Source organism: Streptomyces sp. NPDC107538 (assembly GCF_055657445.1).
The window spans coordinates 998335-1014650 of sequence record NZ_JBVKAY010000002.1; the positions used below are offsets into that span (position 1 = coordinate 998335).

The following is a 16316-nucleotide window of genomic DNA, read 5'->3' on the forward strand; positions in this document are numbered from 1 at the left end:
GCCACCGCCGTACGACGGCCCGGCCCGGCATTCCGTTACGAGTGACGAGTATGGCCCCTCTCAGAAGCCCGACGAGTCACCCGAACTGCCGTACGCCCCGCCCGCCGACCGCCCCAGCCGCCGTGTCTCCTCGTTGATCCGGCGTGCGACATCGCCGATGCCCGTGGCCTCGTCGAGGCCGCTGTCGAGGAGTTGGGCGGCGAGCGTCGTGAAGTAGTGGGAGGTGGTGCGGAGATACTCGTCCACGTCGACGCCCACGGACCCGGCGGCCCCCGGAGGTATGCGGGTGACGTCGTCCAGGACACGGTTGATCTGGAGCGTGATCTCGTCCCGGACGTCCCGCGTCAGCCCCACCGCCCTGCCGGTCTGGGCGAGGATGGACTGGCAGGAGCGCGCGAGTTGCACGAGCAGCCGGTCGTCGCGGTTGAGAGAGGTGGCCCCCGCCGCCACGGGGCTGTAGCTCCCCGAGGCGACCCGCGCGTCGACGAGCTGGGGCTCGAAGCGCCGCAGGTCGAAGGCGCTGGTCGCGCCGAGCGCCGCCCGGAAGCAGGGGTGGACCTGGAACTCCGCCTCGTACGGCTGGACCGGCAGACCGTGGTCGCCCGCGAACACCACGTCGTTGCCACGCCGCACCCCGAGGAAGCCGACCCCGTACAGCACGTCGATGACTCCGGACAGCGTCAACGCGTTGGCGTACGCGGGGAAGTCGTGGTGGAGCGTCTCGGCCGCCGCCTCGAAGCGACGGGAGAGCCCGGCGCGGGTGACGACGTACCCGGTGTTCTGAAAGAGCGGGAAAACGTTCCTGAGGAAGGGATGGGCGACCAGGTACTCCGAGGCCAGATCCTTGAGCTTCCACTCGGAGAACTGCCGCCCCGCCTGCTCGACGTCCTCCTCGGTGACCCGGTCCCGCTGATGGTCCAGCCAGGCCTTCTCCTGGCAGAGGTTGAGGAACTGGATGGCGTCACGCGGCCTCGACAGACAGCGGCGGAAGAGATGGCTCGCAGTCTCTTCCCCGCCCACGGTCTGCGGGAACAGTTCCTTCCACAGCAGTTCCTCGCTCATCTCCGCGCCGACGGAGGCCCGTGCCCGGGCCAGGGCGAGGTCCCGCAGGGCCTGTTGTGTCCAGGTGATCCGCAGTTCGTCGCCATGGAACTTGTCGCCCTCGCCGAACGACAGCGAGTCGTAGATGTCTGCGCGCAGGAACAGCAGGAACCGTACTGACCGCCCGTACAGACTCGCGGCGTGCTTGGCCGCCAGCAGCAGCCCGATCACCATGGCGTTGCTGTCCGGCTCGGCGGACTACACCTGCTCCAACTGGTCGACCATGAGCAGCAGGGGCGCATGGACGTCACCGTCACAGCCCAGATCGGCGAAGGCCCGCGCCACTCCCCGCTCGACGATCTCCAACTGCCGTGCGGCCCGCGCCCCTTCGGACGGTGACTGCGCGAGATCCACGGCGGCCTTGACCCCGAACGCCTCCAACGACAGCGAGGTCTGCAGCCCCCGCGCCCCCTGCGCCAGCCGCTCCACCAGCCGGCCGTTCCCGCCCGCCGCCTCACCGTTGTGCTTGAGGAACCGCCCGAGCGCCTTCACCGAGTCGGCCCTGTGGCCGCCGTCGTGCGCGCCCTTGGCGTGGTCGACCAGATGCCGGGCCGCATGGACGGCGAACACATACCGCCAGATCAACGCCTTGGCCGAGTCCCCCGGTAACCCCTGCAACTCGAAGCGCCGGATCTCCTCGCCCGCCGCCTCGTCAGGGGTGACGAGCACCTTCCCTCCGCTGTGCCCACCCGCGTCGCCCGCCGCCATCAACTGCATGCAGATGGCACTCTTGCCGGAGCCCTTACGGCCGATGATCAGCATCTTCCGGCCGCTCAGCGCACCCCGGTAGGCGGCGTTGGGCAGAAAACCGCCGCGTAGCAACAGCCCGTCCGTCACGTCCCGTTCGGCATCCTCGCGCCCGAAGTGGAGCTGCGCCAGCACTGGCCCGTCGGCCATCCCCGTCCCCCATCGATGTCGCCGATCACTCTGTCGACACCGTAGCCGGAGACCCGAGTCCGGCTCAGCCGCCTCGGGCGAACTCACCTCGGACGAACTCACACCACACCACTTTCCCGAGATCCCGCTCCCCCACGCCCCACTTGTCGCTCAGCGCGGCGACGAGGAGCAGCCCGCGCCCACCCTCGCCCAGCCCCGCGCCCACCCCGTCGGCGATCCGTGGGGTTCCGCCTCCGCTGTCATGCACGTCCACCCGCAGCGCGTCCCCGCCGTACCGCAGACACACCAGGAACTGCCGCCCCGGCGGCACCCCGTGCGCCAACGCGTTGGTCGCCAGCTCGCTCACGCACAGCAACAGGTCAGCGCTGCGCTCGGCCTCGGCGAGCCCCCAGCCGGCCAGGGTCTCGTACGCGAACCGCCTGGCGGCCGGGACGGAACGGCGCTCACGGCGGAAGAACCTCTCGCGAAGGTGCGGGAGTTGGGTTGTCTCGTTCACGGTACGAGAGTTGCTCAGCGTCACTATCGTGGATCAGTGCGTGAACCCGTACGGATTTTTTGTACGGGTTCGCGCGGGGTCGGTACCAACGGGCACGGGGAGTTAGACCGGCATGAACTCCAAGAAGCAGCAGCCCCGCAAGCGAAACATCTCCACCATGCGCATGGTCGGCGCGCAGCTGCAGGCGGCGCGCAAGACTGCGGGGTACACGCAGCGTTCGCTCGCCGAGGCGGTCCTAGCGGACGAGGAGACGATCGCGTCGATCGAGCAAGGGAGGCGACCACTACTGCCGGACCTGGCGGAGACCTTGGACCAACTCCTCGACACCAAAGGGATGTTGCTCACCGGCGTACGGAACATGCCGGAGATCGACCAGTTCCCGCTCTTCGCGGAGCAGTACATGGTGCACGAGCGTGAAGCGATCGCCTTGTCCTGGTACGACAACGCGGTCCTGCCGGGGCTGCTCCAGACCGAGGAGTACGCGCGTGCGGTTCTTCGGGAGCGCGTTCCGGCGTTCGACGAGGACGAGATCGAGACAAAGACGGCAGCGCGCGTGGAGCGTCAGGAGATCCTCCAGCGCAAGACCCCGCCGACGATGAGCTTCATCGTGTGGGAGTCGGTGCTCCATCTGGGCATCGGAGGGCCAAAGGTACGGCGAGAGCAGCTCCGCCGCCTGCACGAGTGCGCCGAACTTCCGGGCCTGGCACTCCAGTTCCTGCCGATGACCACCGCCTCGCACGCTGGGCTGAATGGCCCGTTCATCCTCCTAGAAACCCCCGACCACTTGCATCTCGCCTACACCGAGAGCCAGCGCGGCAGCCAGTGGGTTTCCGACCCGGAAGAGGTGTCCATCCTTGCGCGCAAGTATGCGATGCTGCGGTCTCAGGCCCTTTCTCCGCAGGAGTCCAAGGGGTTGCTCGACCGTCTGCTAGGAGAGAAATGAGCACCACGCTTAAGTGGTTCAAGTCGAGCTACAGCGGCGACGAAGGCGGCGCCTGCCTCGAAGTCGCCCTCCACCCCCACGCCATCCACATCCGCGACTCCAAGAACCCGGAAGACGGCCCCACCCTCCGGCTCTCCCCCACCGCTTGGTCGGCCTTCACCACGCACGCAGCGGAGCGCTGACGCACCGACCGCCGGGGGACGGACCGCTGTCAGTGCCTGCCCCTACAGTCACCCCCATGGCGACACTTCCCAACCCGCTGCCCCAGTTGGCGGCCGACCCGAGCGGGCGTGTGCTCGGGCTTGAACTCCCGCTTCCGCAGGGGAGGCTGATCGACACGACCGACGAAGGGCCGTGGCACGAGCCGCTGCTGTGGTGCGCGGACGAACCGGCCGCACCCGGTGCCTGGGCGGCCGTAGAGCCCGTACGCCGTACGGCCGGTCTCCTCCCGCTGCTGCTGGACGTCGGGGACGGCCGGGGCGGGCCGGAGGAATGGGAGTTGAGTCCGGGCGGAATGTCGTACCCCGGTGACCACGACGCCGACGAGGTCCTGGCCGAGTTCTGGGACGAGTACGCCTCCGCCGACGACCCCGACTGGCCGGGCCTCGCCGAAGCCCCCGCCCAGATCCGGCCCCCGGCCCCTGATCCCGACACCCACGCCGCCGACACCGCCGACGCCCTGGTGCAGGACCCCTCCCGGCTGAAGGACCCCCGCCTCGCCCTGGTCCCCGCCCGCCGCAGCGCCGACATCCCGGCGGCGATCGGCTGGACCGGCCCGCTGAACCACGAGAACGACGTGGCGAAGCTCTGCGCGGTGCTGCGCTCCTGGGAGGACCGCTTCGGCATACGCGTCGTCGCCCTCACCTACGACCAGCTCGTCCTCTCGGTCGCCGCCCCGCCCACCACCGAGGCGGAAGCCGAAGCCGTCGCCGACGAACACTTCGCCTTCTGCCCCGACAACATCTCCCAGGACACGGACAACGCCACCCGCCCCGCCTACGCCCGCACCCTCCTCAACGCTCCCACCTGGTCCTTCTGGTGGGACTGAGCCACCACCACAAGACGCGGAACCCTCACCCCCGCAACCCCACCCCCAGCCTCCGCAACCCCTCCCGGATCTCCTCCGGCGTCTGGGTCACGAAGCACAGCCGCAGCGTCGACCGGTCCGGTTCACCGGCGTAGAAGGGCGCCCCGGGGACGTACGCCACGTCCTGCTCGACGACGCGCGGGAGCAGGGCGGTGGTGTCGTAGGCGGAGGGGAGGCGGGCCCAGAGGAACATGCCGCCCTCGGGACGGTTCCAGACGGAGCCCTCCGGGAGCGCGTCGGCGAGGCCGTCGAGCATGGCGTCGCGGCGCTCCCGGTAGGCGGCGGCGACCCGGGCGACATGGGCGTCCAGGTCACGGTCGGCGAGATAGCGGGCCGCGGCGAGCTGGTTGACGGTCGGGGTGTGCAGATCGGCCGCCTGCTTGGCGACCGCGCACGCCCGGCGCAGCCCCGCCGGCGCGCGCAGCCAGCCGAGCCGCATCCCGGGCGCCATCACCTTGGAGAAGGAGCCCAGCAGCACCGTACGGTCCCCGGCACCCGGGTACGACGCGATCCACGGCACCCGGTCGCCCTCGAAGCGGAGTTCGCCGTACGGGTCGTCCTCGACGATCCACAGCCCGCGCCGCGCGGCCACGGAGGCGACGGCCGCCCGGCGCCCGGCGGGGAGCGTGCGCCCGGTCGGGTTCTGGAAGGTGGGCACGGTGTAGAAGAACTTGGGCCGGTGCCGTACCACCAGCTCCTCCAGCGCCGCCGGGTCCACCCCCTGCCCGTCGCCCGGCACGGCCACCACCCGCGCCCCGGCGAACCGGAACGCCTGGAGTGCCGCCAGATAGCAGGGGTCCTCGACCAGGACGACGTCTCCCGGCTCCAGCAGCGCGGTGGCGAGCAGCGACAGCGCCTGTTGCGATCCGGTGGTGACGAGCACCTCGTCCGCGCCGGTCTCCAGCCCACGCGCCCCGTACCGCGCCGCGAGCGCCGCGCGGAGGACCGGCTCGCCCTCGGTCGTGGCGTACTGCAGTGCGCGCCCCGCGGACTCGGCGAACACATCGCGGTAGGCGGCCGCTATCCCCTCCGCGTCGAACAGCTCCGGAGCGGGCAATCCCCCCGCGAAGTTGACGACTTCGGAACGCGAGGTGACGGCGAGGATGTCCCGTACGGGGGAACCTCCGACTGCGGTGACCCGCTCGGCGAAACGGGGCACGGCCGCCCCGGCGCGCGCCTCGTCCGCGCGCCCCGAACCGCCCCCGTCCCCGGCTTCCACGACAAACTGCACGTCATACGCGTCGTGCACGGCATCCACGGCACTCATCCCACGGCTCCTTCGGCACTCCCGGACGGTGCGGCCCCGCCCACTGCCCGCACCCTAGCCAGGTGCGTGCCCCTTACATCCACCATTTCCGCCATGCGGACCCTGCCCCGCACCCCCTAGGCTGCGCGCATGCTGCCCAGCGTGGACACGAACGACGAGTTGCAAGAAGTCGTCGGTGACGAGGCGCTGCTGCGACCGGCTGCCCAGGATCTCTGCGGCTCGCTCGGTCTCGCAGGTGCGCGAATCGTGCGGTTCCCCGAGGGCTCGCTGCCGGTGTACGCCGTCGGCGACGCTCTCGTCCTCAAGCTCTATCCGGGTTTCGAAGCCGCGGAAGCCGTCCGCGAAGCCCGCCTGCTGTCGATCCTGTGGGGCAAACTACCCATCCCCACACCGCGGTTGCACGCGGCCGACCAGTACAAGAACGGCTGGCGCTATGTGCTGATGTCCCGGCTGCCCGGCGAGGACCTCAACGAGGTCTGGCCCCGGATCCCCCGGGCCGACCAGGAACGCATCGTCGCCGAGGCCGCCGAGGGCCTCGCCGCCCTGCACGCGCTGGACGCCACTCCGGTCATCCCGCTCACCGGGCCGCCGGACTGGGGCAGGTTCGTCGCCGCCCAGCGCCTGGCGGCGGTCGAGCAGCAGCAGTTGAGCGGCCTCACGGGCCCCTGGCTGGAGCAGATCCCGGACTTCCTCCGCTCCGTCCCGCTGCCCGCCCCGCGCCGCCCGGTCCTGCTGCACACCGAGATCATGCGCGAGCACCTGACCGTCGACCCGGCCGACTGGCGCCTCACCGGCCTCTTCGACTTCGAACCGGCCATGGTCGGCGACCCCGCCTACGACTTCGTCAGCGTCGGCATCCACCTCACCCGCGCCGACCCCACCCTCCTCAAGCTCTTCTACGAGGCCTACGGCCACCCCCCGTTCGACCCCCGCGAACTGATGGCCTACACCCTCCTCCACGTCTACAGCGACCTGAACTGGTACCTCAGCCGCCTCCCGGCCCCACCCAGCCAGAACTTCGAGTCACTGGCGGAGACATGGTTCGGAACAGGATGAAGGACAGGGGCGCAGCCCCCGTCCTTCAGGGGCGCGGGGAACTGCGCGAGAAGCCCCACGCACCCGCACCCGCACCCGACCACGAACGCCCCCTGTCCCCTGCCCCTCCCCCGCTACCCCTTGCGCCCCACCGCCGCATACACATTGATGTCCGCGTCGGTCACATCATTGATGTCCCGGTACCGCACCCTCTCGATGTCATCCATCCCGGCCAGCACATGCGGCTCGACCGCCGGAGGCACCGGCGCACCACCCGAGAAGCGCCAGTGGTGCGCCGGCACCACCCCGGGCTCGTCCACCACGAGACCGCTCTGCTCGAAGAACCGCGCGACCTCGTCCCTGGACCGCAGCACGAAGGTGAACCCCCGCTTGGTGTAGGTCTCCTGCACCGCGCGGATCTTCGCCGGATTGAGGTCCTCGGTCAGATGGCTGAGGACCAGCCGGCTCCCGGCGGGCAGCGCCTCCACCAGCTCCCGCACCACGGGGTACGCCTCGTCGTCCTCCACGAAGTGCAGGATCGCCACCAGGCACAGCGCGATCGGCCGGTCGAAGTCGAGCGTCTTCGCGGCCGCTTCGAGGATCGACCCCGGCGCCTTGAGGTCGGCGTCGATGTAGTCCGTGGCCCCCTGGGGCCCGCTGGTGAGCAACGCGCGCGCGTGGGCGAGCACCACCGGGTCGTTGTCGACGTACACGACCCGTGCGTCGGGGACGATCTCCTGGGCGATCTGGTGGACGTTCTCGGCGGTCGGCAGCCCGGTGCCGATGTCGAGGAACTGGTGGACGCCCTCGTCCCGGGCGAGCATGGTCACCGCACGGCGCAGGAAGTCCCGGTTGTGCCGGACGTCGAGATAGCCGCGCGGATTGGCCGCGAGCGCCGCACCGGCCGCCTCCCGGTCCACGGGGTAGTTGTCCTTGCCGCCGAGGAAGACGTCGTAGACCCGCGCCGGGTGCGCCTTGGTGGCGTCGATCCTCTTCCGCAGCTCGGCGGGGTCCTGACTGAGCGCGTCACCGGCCATAAAGCCTCTCCCTGGAGGTCGCATCATTGAAGGAACAACAACCTAACGTCCAGCGGGAGTTGATGGTGCCGGGACGGTGCCGGGGGCACCCTGCGATGCCGGGGGCACCCTGCGAAGCCGGCTGCTACCCCTCGCCTACCCCTCGCCGTCCTCGCCGTCGTCGCCCAGCGTCGTCCCCTCCGGCACCCACTTCGGCCCGCCGAGCGGATACTCGAACGCCGGACGCCCGTTGTTGCCGCTCGTACGGAACGGCCGCCCGCTGTCGTTCACGGTCAGCGTGCCGCTGCGGTCGCCGCTGCTCCACTGCAGTTCCAGGTACCAACTGACGTAGTACGCCGAGGCGTCGGCGGTGATGTAGTAGACCTCGGGGTCGGACTCGCTGACGGAGTACGGGAAGTTCTTGCTGCCCGCCTTGGGCTTCACATCGGGGCGCGCGGCGTCGAGGGCGATGGTGAAGGACCGGGTCGGGACACCGGCCCCGCAGCCGACACCCGGGTATCCCATGGCGTAGTCGTTCCAGGCGAGGGGCGCCCGCTTGCCGGCCATCCGGACCTTGAGGCTCCGTACGACCACGGTCTCCTCCCCGGTGCCCTGCAAGGTGAGCGTCAGGAACTGCTGCCCCGACGACACGGCCCCCTCCGACGCCACCCAGCCCGCCGCGTCCTGCTCCGGCGGCGGAGGCCCGACCTCCGTGCTCGGGCTGTCGACCAGATACCGCTGGGAGCAGGGGCTCTCCCAGGTGTACGGCTCCACCTTCACGGTCAGCGGCGCCGGAAGGGAGGCGTCCGTACCGCCCGCGCCCGCCCCGCCGGGGCTGGTGGGCGTGCCCGTGGCCGAGGCCCCGGCCCCCTTCTCGCCCGTGCCGCCCTTGCCGCCCTTGGCCGCCGACTCGCTCGCGGAGACGGAGGGCGAGGCACTTGACGGCGACGGGGAGTCCTTGGCCGCCGCCTCCGTCCGGTCACCGCCGGCGGACGCGGCCCCGGCCGTACGCCCGGCCCCGTCCCCCTTCTCCGCGGACGGCAGACTCACGGCGAGCGTGACCGCACCCAGCACGGCGGCCACGGCCACCCCGGCGACCAGCGCGACCCGCGTACGCCGCCGAGCGGGCACCCGCTCCTCCGCGCCCCGGGAACCCCCGCCCCCGATCAACGTCTCGGCCTCGGCCTCGGCCTCCACCACTGTCTCCGTCACGGCCCCCGTCTCCGGAACCGTGCTCTCCCCCACCTCCGGAACCGAACCCTCCACCGTCACCCCGGCAGAGGCGGCCGTCCCCCCGGCAGGAGCGGCCCTCTTGTCCTCGCTTGCGTCTCTCCCCCCGCTCCCCTCACTCCCCTTGCGCCTCCGCATCGCGTCCGCGAGCACCCACGCCCGGTGGAGCTCGACCAGCTCCTCCGGGGACGCCTTGCAGAGCCGGGCCAGCCGCTCGACGGGGGCGTAGTCCGTCGGTACCGCGTCCCCGTTGCAGTACCGGTGAAGCGTCGACGTACTCATGTGCAGCCGCTTGGCGAGCACTCCGTAACTCAGCCCGGAGCGCTCCTTCAACTCCCGCAGCAGCTCGGCGAAATCGGCCCCCAGACCGTTCTCGGTACCGCTCCCCGACACGTCTTCCTCCGTCTTCTCATGTCCCGCGCGTCCCGTTCCGCGTTCCAGGGAAGGGAAGTTCTCGCAGGTCAAAGCAGGTGTGGGCGTTCCAGTGTCCCTGATCGTCCGTCGGCTGTGGCGGCCGGGACGGATCACCCCACAAGCTTGAGTCATCCAAGCACGCCGCTCCCGGCAGCCCGGTCGAGCGGCACGGCTTCGAGCACTTGTTCTCGGCCTTCTCAACTGGCTTTGTCCGAAAGGGACTCATCATGCGCACGTTCCGTACCGCTCGCACCGCCCGCCCCGTCCGGCTGCTCGCCGCGACCGGAGTGACGCTGGCCGCCCTCGCCCTCACCGCGTGCAGCAACGGCACGGGCACCCGGGACGAGGGTGCGGCGGGCGGTTCCGCTTCGGCCGCGCAGTCCACGGGCGGCTCGGGCACCGGCGCCTCGGGCTCGACGACGGGCGGCGGCACGGGCGGAGCCACGACCGGCGGCACCACGACCGACCAGTCCTCCACGAAGACGACCGGAGGCACCGGAGGCTCCAGCGGCACCAACGGCACCGGCGGCGACGCCAACAAGACCTCCCCGAACGGCGGGACCAAGAAGGCCTCCGACCCCTGGGACCCCGAGAACCGCGTCACCTGCAACGGCTCCAACACCACCGTCACCACGACGACGCCGTCCCGCCCGATCAACCACCTGCTGATCACCGTCAAGAACACCGGCTCGAAGTACTGCGACCTCTACTACAACCCCACGGTCCGCTTCGGCGAGGCCCAGTCGGCGCCGCGCGTGATCGAGGAGTCCCAGCCGCAGGCCGTGGTGACCCTGGCCCCCGGCGCGTCGGGCTACGCGGGCGTCCTGCTCTCTGCCGCCGACGGCAGCGGCGGCAAGGGCACCACGGAGAAGAAGGTCGTCATCTACTTCCAGGGCGCCGAGGAGGGCAGCGACGCCGGCTCCCCCGCGTCCCCCGCCCTCCCGGCCAAGGGCGTCTACGTCGACAACTCCGTGGCCGTCACCTACTGGCAGTCGACCGCCGCGGACGCCCTCCAGTACTGAGCCGGGGCGAACACGCGGCGAGGGCCCCGGGGCGCACACCCCGGGGCCCTCGGCGCACCGTCATGCGGATCTCAGCACACCGCCAAGCGGACCTCAGCGCAGCAGACGGGCCGCCTCGACGGCCCAGTACGTGAGGATGTTCTGCGCGCCCGCCCGCTTGATCCCGGTCAGCGTCTCCAGGATGGCCCGCTCCCGGTCGATCCACCCCTTCTCGGCGGCGGCCTCGACCATGGAGTACTCCCCGGAGATCTGGTACGCGGCGACCGGCACGTCCACGGCGTCCGCGACCCGCGCGAGGACGTCCAGGTAGGGCCCGGCCGGCTTGACCATCACCAGGTCGGCGCCCTCCTCCAGATCGAGGGCCAGCTCCCGCAGCGACTCCCGCACATTGGCGGGGTCCTGCTGGTACGTCTTCCGGTCGCCCTTCAGCGAGGAGCCGACCGCCTCCCGGAAGGGCCCGTAGAAGGCGGACGCGTACTTGGCGGTGTAGGCCAGCACGGCGACGTCCTCGCGCCCGATCTGATCGAGAGCGTCCCGTACGACCCCGATCTGGCCGTCCATCATCCCGCTGGGCCCGACCACATGCGCACCGGCGTCGGCCTGCACCTGGGCCATCTCCGCGTACCGCTCAAGGGTCGCGTCGTTGTCGACACGTCCTTGGTCGTCGAGCACCCCGCAATGCCCGTGATCGATGGTCTCATCAAGGCACAGATCAGACATCACGAGCAGCTCGTCGCCCACCTCGGCCCGCACATCCCGCAGCGCGACCTGCAGAATCCCGTCCGGATCGGTCCCCGGAGTCCCGAGCGCGTCCTTCTTCCCGTCCTCCGGCACCCCGAAGAGCATGATCCCGGAGACCCCGGCCGCCACGGCCTCCGCGGCGGCCTTCTTCAGGCTGTCCCGGGTGTGCTGCACGACCCCCGGCATCGCCTCGATCGGCACCGGCTCACTCACACCCTCCCGCACGAACGCGGGCAGGATGAAGTCCGCCGGATGCAGCCGCGTCTCGGCCACCATCCGCCGCATCACAGGCGTCGTACGAAGCCGGCGGGGCCGCGTACCGGGAAACGATCCGTACTTCGACATACACCTACGCTACGCCCGAGCCACGACCCCCTTTGCCAACACCGCGTCGGCCCTCTTGCCCCGCTACTGCTGAACCTTGTTGCGCCCGGGCCCCCCGGACAGCTTGTCCACCCCCGCACCCCCGTACAGCACATCGTTCCCGCTGTTCCCCCACAGCTCATCCGCCCCCTGGTCGCCCCAGAGCGTGTCGGCCCCCTGCTCCCCGTACAGCTTGTCGGCCCCCTGCCCACCGTGCAGCGTGTCGTCGCCCGTCCCCCCGAACAGGCTGTCGCGCCCCTGCTTGCCGTGGAGGACGTCGTTGCCGGAGTCGCCGTACAGGCTGTTGCTCTCGGCGTCCCCGGTGAGGGAGTCGTTGCCGGCACCGCCGCGGCACACGTAGGCACAGTCACTGATCGTGTCGTTGCCCTTGCCGCCGAAGGGGCCCATGCCCCAGCCGCCGCCACCCCCGTGAAGACGGTCGTTGCCGTCCTCGCCGTAGAGAACGGCCGAGTGGCCGTTGTCGACGAGGGTGTCGTCGCCCGGTCCGCCGTAGACCGTCGCGTCCGCGCTCGCGCTCCCGGCGGGGATCGTCACGGTGTCGGCGCCGTCCCGGACCGTGACGTTGTAGATGGGCGAGTCGTCCGACCCCAGCGGTGCCTCGACCGCGCACCGTACGACGGTCCGGTCCTTCGCCGAGGGATACACGCACTCGTCCCACTCGGCGGCCTGCGCGTCGATGCTCATCTCGACCCGGTCGTCGAAGGTGAGCACGAAGTACACGTCGTACTCCCCCCGCTCCTCGACCTTCGCGGACACGGTCAGCCGGTTCTCCTGCCCCGCCGCGGCCTTGTACCAGAGTTCCCCGCCGTCATGCACGAGCGTGGCCGGCCCCGCCGCGGCGGCCTGCGCGCCCGACGCGGCCAACAGCCCACCCCCCAGGGCGAGTACGGCGGTAGTGGCAGCGGCGGCGATCGTCCTCGACGTGAATGTACGCATACGGAAGTAGTCCTCAGGTGCCCAAGTGCCCATCGTTGCTTCGGTCACCCACTCAGACAGCACACCCGAAACCCGGGTTGTACTCCCCTCCCCCACAACCCCCACCCGCCCCGAACGGGCAACCAGGAATTGTCCCGACCACCCCCTGCCCGTCACCCAGCCCCGAACCCAACGGGATTTGGTACAAATGATCGACCGGGTGAAACGAATCTGCGAGGGCGTCCACGGGGGTAGACGTGAGCGAGGACCAGCCTGTCATCTCGGCCGAGATACCGGAGTTCACGGGGAATCTGGAGCAACTGGAGACGGACGCCGGGGACATCGCGTTCGACGCGATGGCGGTCGGCGCGGCGGGTCTGCTGATCGACGCCAACTTCCAGCTGCTGGAACCCTTCTACAAGGCGCCCGAGGCCGACCAGCTCTTCGCGACGACCGCTCCGGTCGCGGCGGCGGGCCAGGATCTGCAGACCGAGCTGGGCACGGTGTCGAAGGCGCTGCTGGACTACGCGGCCGAGGTGCGGCCCCTGGTGGACCGGCTCAACACACTCCGCGCGGAGGCGGCGGCGTTCGAACGGCGTGTCGCGGACGACGAGGACTGGGTCGCCGACGGCGACCTCATCGACGAGAACACCGCCCGCCGCAACGCGGTGAACGCCGCCTGGACCGCCTTCCAGGCCGCCGAGCGGGCCTGCTACAACAAGATCGTCGCGCTGGTCGGCGGAGAGCCGCTCGTCGTCGGCGACGGCTCGAACAAAGAGAACATGTACGGCTACCGCGCCGAGGACCTCGCCATGGCGGGCGGCCTGCCGTGGGGTGACCCCGTCGAGGAGTCCAACCCCTGGTACTACATCCACGAACACGCCTGGGACTTCACCGTCGGCTTCGTCGTCGACGGCGTCTGGGGCACCATCAAGGGCCTGGGCACCCTGGTCGGCTTCAACGGCTGGGACGCCGCCGGCCAGGCCTGGGTGGGCCTGGGCAAACTCGCCACCGGCATCCTCATCACGGGAACACCACTGGGCGCCGCCTACTGGCTGACCCCCGCCGACCAACTCCCCTCCTGGCTCCGCGACTCCCGCACGGCCGTCGTGGAAACCGGCAAGGCACTCATCGCCTACGACGAATGGGGCAAGAACCCCTCCCGCGCCGCCGGCGCGGTCACCTTCAACGTCCTCACCACCATCTTCACCGGCGGCGCGGGAGGCGCGGCAGCGGCGACCGGCAAGGCCGGCGCGATCGCGAAGGCCATCTCCTTCGCCGGCAAGGCGGGCCGGATCGTCGACCCGATGACCTACATCGCCAAGGGCATCGGCGGCACGGCGGTCAAGATCGGCGACGTCATGGCGAGCCTGCGCGGCATCACCGACGGCACCCACATCCGCCTCGGCGAAGGCACCTACCACATCGCCGACATCCCCAACCTGGCCGACGACCTCCCGGCCGGCCTCACCCCCGACAACTCCGTCCGCATGACCACCCCCGAGGGCGAGGTCGTCTACCTCGACACCAAAACCCTGATCATGCACAACGCCGACGGAACCGTACGCGAGTCCCTCGACAACATCCGGCACGAGCAGACGGCGGAGCAGCGGGCGGGAGAGACCGGGACATCGAGGGCCGACGGTGAGCGCGAGCTGGTGGGAGCCGGGGCCGGAACGCGGGTGGGGGACACCGTGGCGGTGGGTGGCCGCGGAGGTGACAACCTCGGCGGTTCCGGAGGCCGTACCGGCGAGAACCCGCCGGTGGGTCGCGGTGGCGGCGGCGGTGGCATGGACGACTTCGGTCGGACCGGTGACGACGGGCTCGGTGACGCGGGGCGGGCCGGGGACGACGCGTCAGGGGACACGCCGGACGGGACGGCGCGGCCGGACGGCGACAGTGCCGGTGCCGGCGGGCGCGCCGCGGACGAGCGGCCCAGCTTCATGCGGGACGGCGACAACCCGTACGGCCCTCGTGGTTCGCTCACCGATGAGCAGATCGCGGAGATCCAGGTGTACCGGGCCAACCACGAGCCCGGTTACTTCGAGAAGTACTACAAGGTCAACGGCAACCGCGTGCGCCTCGACCGCTTCGACGAGAGCGACTTCACGCCGCCCCAGCTCACCCGGGAGTCGCCGAACCATCCGTGGGTCCGGGTGCAGGACGCCCCCGAGCCCCTCAAGCCGCACTACCTGGGCGACGCGGTCAAGCAGGGCCGTGGCTACAAGACCACGCCGGAGATGCTCAGGACCTTGGACAAGGTGGCGTTGGAGCGCCATCTCGCCATCAAGAGCGACACCTTGATGCAGCGCCTGCGGGACGCCGCCGAGTCGATCTACAAACGGGACGGGACCGACGAGGCGCGCGGACTGTGGGGAGAGAGCAGGGGCGCCTACAAGGACCAGCACAACTACATGGGAGTCGCGGCAGAGACATTCGGCGAGTCGGTGGCGGAACACCACTACATCGCCGCCGAGCACCCGGGCGCGGTACGGCAGCCCCTGGACGGTCCCAAGAACGGGAACGACCAGTTCGACCAGGTCTGGAAGGACGGCGACCGGTATGTCGTCATCGAGGCCAAGAGCAGCACCGACACCGGTCTGGGAGCCAGAAACCTGCCGAGCGGAAAGCGGGTCTCGCAGGGGACCAGGGATTACTTCCTGGACATCATCAGGGAGATGCGCAAGCGTGGCGAAGACAATCCCCAGGAACTCGTGCTCGCGAACGAACTGAAAGCCGCTCTTGCCGACGGAAAACTCGACTACGTCGTCGTCAAGGGGGAGAAGAACGCCGGTACGTACGCTGGCTATCGTGTGAGGGAGTTCGACATCGCTGACAGGAGTGCTCCGTGACCGTCACCGTACCGAGGCATGGCGGGCCAGGCCCTAATTCCCAGAGGTTCGCCGAGGCCCTGGGGGAGGGCTTGGCGATGTCGGTCGAGCGGCTGGAGCGTTCGCCCGGGATGATGGACGCGACGCTCGGCGAGGCGCTGATGCATCTGCAGGCACGGTGCACCGTGGACCCGGATGCCGCCACGCTGGAGACCTGGGAGGCGACCGTCTCCGCGATGCAGATCAGTTCGGCGCTCTTCGAGATCACGGGGGCGACTGAGGGAACGGTCGAGTGCCGCATCAATCGCGAGATGCGGCATATTCCGGCCATCGGTCCCCGACCGTACGCCGATGCGGGTAACTGGCTGACGGCGTTCTGGCTGGCCGTGGTCTGCCGCGAGCAGAAGCGCATGACGCGCTTGTCCGAGATCCCGGTCGATCGTCTGCGTTCCGACGAGGGAGCCTACGACGCTTACATCTACCACTGGGTCGACACCCTCCAGGCGTACTGGCTGAGGCGTCCGGACCTTGTGGAGAAACTCGTCGCGACGATCCAGGGATCGAACCCGGAGGTCGCCTCGGTCGCCCCACGGGACCTTCTGCAGGGTGTTCTGTATCCGCCGATCAACCTGTTCCACCGCTTCGTGCGCCAGGACGCGGAGGGCTTCAACGAGGCGCTGGTCGAGGCGCTTCAGCTGCACAAGGCCTACTGGACCGCCGACGAGGACCGGGCCAAGGACCCGGAGGGCCGGATCGCTCTCGGCCCCCTCGCCCTGGCCTGCCTGGCCCACGACGGCGGCATCCCCGTCGAGGTCGAATCGGAATACCTGCCCAAGTTCCTGCTGCAACGGGGCTGGTTGGGCGAGTTCCCCACCTGATGCGTTGTCGGTGAGCTACGACTGTCAGTCGCGAGAAGCGTAGGGAGCGGCGATCCCAC

The 16316-nt window shown here is 70.2% G+C and carries 13 protein-coding genes and 1 pseudogene; 7 read left to right on the plus strand and 7 right to left on the minus strand.

Going from position 1 to position 16316, the window contains the following annotated elements:
• Positions 1-60: 60 nt before the first annotated feature.
• A pseudogene (locus ACZ7MG_RS10355) lies at positions 61-1998 on the minus strand (P-loop ATPase, Sll1717 family).
• Positions 1999-2062: 64 nt separating this feature from the next.
• Positions 2063-2494, minus strand: a complete 432-nt coding sequence (locus tag ACZ7MG_RS10360) for an ATP-binding protein (RefSeq protein ID WP_471385028.1) — start codon at positions 2492-2494, stop codon at positions 2063-2065.
• A 112-nt stretch (positions 2495-2606) separates the two neighbouring features.
• On the opposite strand from ACZ7MG_RS10360, the gene ACZ7MG_RS10365 reads away from it, so the two are divergent.
• From ACZ7MG_RS10365 to ACZ7MG_RS10375, 3 genes are read left to right on the plus strand one after another with little or no spacing between them, the layout of a single operon-like run.
• On the plus strand, positions 2607-3437 hold the full coding sequence (locus tag ACZ7MG_RS10365) for a helix-turn-helix domain-containing protein (RefSeq protein ID WP_471385026.1): 831 nt from the start codon (positions 2607-2609) through the stop codon (positions 3435-3437).
• On the plus strand, positions 3434-3619 hold the full coding sequence (locus tag ACZ7MG_RS10370) for a DUF397 domain-containing protein (RefSeq protein WP_471385025.1): 186 nt from the start codon (positions 3434-3436) through the stop codon (positions 3617-3619). Before ACZ7MG_RS10365 ends, ACZ7MG_RS10370 begins: the two co-directional genes overlap by 4 nt.
• Before the next feature lie 56 nt (positions 3620-3675).
• Positions 3676-4485, plus strand: coding sequence for a DUF4253 domain-containing protein (locus ACZ7MG_RS10375; protein ID WP_471385024.1), 810 nt, complete (start codon positions 3676-3678; stop codon positions 4483-4485).
• 25 nt (positions 4486-4510) lie between these two features.
• Here the strand turns inward: ACZ7MG_RS10375 and ACZ7MG_RS10380 are convergent, their stop codons facing one another.
• On the minus strand, positions 4511-5791 hold the full coding sequence (locus ACZ7MG_RS10380; protein WP_471385022.1) for an aminotransferase-like domain-containing protein: 1281 nt from the start codon (positions 5789-5791) through the stop codon (positions 4511-4513).
• A 129-nt stretch (positions 5792-5920) separates the two neighbouring features.
• On the opposite strand from ACZ7MG_RS10380, the gene ACZ7MG_RS10385 reads away from it, so the two are divergent.
• Positions 5921-6847, plus strand: a complete 927-nt coding sequence (locus ACZ7MG_RS10385) for a phosphotransferase family protein (protein ID WP_471385021.1) — start codon at positions 5921-5923, stop codon at positions 6845-6847.
• A 113-nt stretch (positions 6848-6960) separates the two neighbouring features.
• Here ACZ7MG_RS10385 and ACZ7MG_RS10390 read toward each other — a convergent pair whose 3' ends face one another.
• Positions 6961-7863, minus strand: coding sequence for an SAM-dependent methyltransferase (locus ACZ7MG_RS10390; RefSeq protein WP_471385019.1), 903 nt, complete (start codon positions 7861-7863; stop codon positions 6961-6963).
• A gap of 135 nt (positions 7864-7998) precedes the next feature.
• A complete protein-coding gene (locus tag ACZ7MG_RS10395) occupies positions 7999-9465 on the minus strand; it encodes a helix-turn-helix domain-containing protein (RefSeq protein ID WP_471385017.1) in 1467 nt (488 codons plus the stop codon).
• A 248-nt stretch (positions 9466-9713) separates the two neighbouring features.
• Between ACZ7MG_RS10395 and ACZ7MG_RS10400 the strand changes: the two genes are divergently transcribed.
• Complete coding sequence (locus ACZ7MG_RS10400) at positions 9714-10508, plus strand: DUF4232 domain-containing protein (protein ID WP_471385015.1); 795 nt, start codon at positions 9714-9716, stop codon at positions 10506-10508.
• A 93-nt stretch (positions 10509-10601) separates the two neighbouring features.
• On the opposite strand, the gene hemB is transcribed toward ACZ7MG_RS10400, so the two are convergent.
• Entirely contained in the window at positions 10602-11594 is a 993-nt protein-coding gene (hemB, locus tag ACZ7MG_RS10405) for a porphobilinogen synthase (protein WP_471385013.1), read from the minus strand.
• 63 nt (positions 11595-11657) lie between these two features.
• Complete coding sequence (locus tag ACZ7MG_RS10410) at positions 11658-12569, minus strand: calcium-binding protein (protein ID WP_471385011.1); 912 nt, start codon at positions 12567-12569, stop codon at positions 11658-11660.
• A 236-nt stretch (positions 12570-12805) separates the two neighbouring features.
• Between ACZ7MG_RS10410 and ACZ7MG_RS10415 the strand changes: the two genes are divergently transcribed.
• Positions 12806-15400, plus strand: coding sequence for a hypothetical protein (locus tag ACZ7MG_RS10415; RefSeq protein ID WP_471385009.1), 2595 nt, complete (start codon positions 12806-12808; stop codon positions 15398-15400).
• Positions 15397-16257 carry an immunity 49 family protein gene (locus ACZ7MG_RS10420; RefSeq protein WP_471385008.1) on the plus strand — a complete coding sequence of 287 codons (861 nt, stop codon included), beginning with the start codon at positions 15397-15399 and terminating at the stop codon, positions 16255-16257. The genes ACZ7MG_RS10415 and ACZ7MG_RS10420 overlap by 4 nt, the downstream gene beginning before the upstream one ends.
• Positions 16258-16316 lie beyond the last annotated feature (59 nt).

Coding starts and splice junctions, on each gene's coding strand:
- ACZ7MG_RS10385 (WP_471385021.1), top strand. CDS start 5,921: ATGCTGCCCAGCGTGGACACGAACGACGAGTTGCAAGAAGTCGTCGGT.
- ACZ7MG_RS10400 (WP_471385015.1), top strand. CDS start 9,714: ATGCGCACGTTCCGTACCGCTCGCACCGCCCGCCCCGTCCGGCTGCTC.
- ACZ7MG_RS10380 (WP_471385022.1), bottom strand. CDS start 5,791: ATGAGTGCCGTGGATGCCGTGCACGACGCGTATGACGTGCAGTTTGTC.
- ACZ7MG_RS10370 (WP_471385025.1), top strand. CDS start 3,434: ATGAGCACCACGCTTAAGTGGTTCAAGTCGAGCTACAGCGGCGACGAA.
- ACZ7MG_RS10410 (WP_471385011.1), bottom strand. CDS start 12,569: ATGCGTACATTCACGTCGAGGACGATCGCCGCCGCTGCCACTACCGCC.
- hemB (WP_471385013.1), bottom strand. CDS start 11,594: ATGTCGAAGTACGGATCGTTTCCCGGTACGCGGCCCCGCCGGCTTCGT.
- ACZ7MG_RS10365 (WP_471385026.1), top strand. CDS start 2,607: ATGAACTCCAAGAAGCAGCAGCCCCGCAAGCGAAACATCTCCACCATG.
- ACZ7MG_RS10375 (WP_471385024.1), top strand. CDS start 3,676: ATGGCGACACTTCCCAACCCGCTGCCCCAGTTGGCGGCCGACCCGAGC.
- ACZ7MG_RS10390 (WP_471385019.1), bottom strand. CDS start 7,863: ATGGCCGGTGACGCGCTCAGTCAGGACCCCGCCGAGCTGCGGAAGAGG.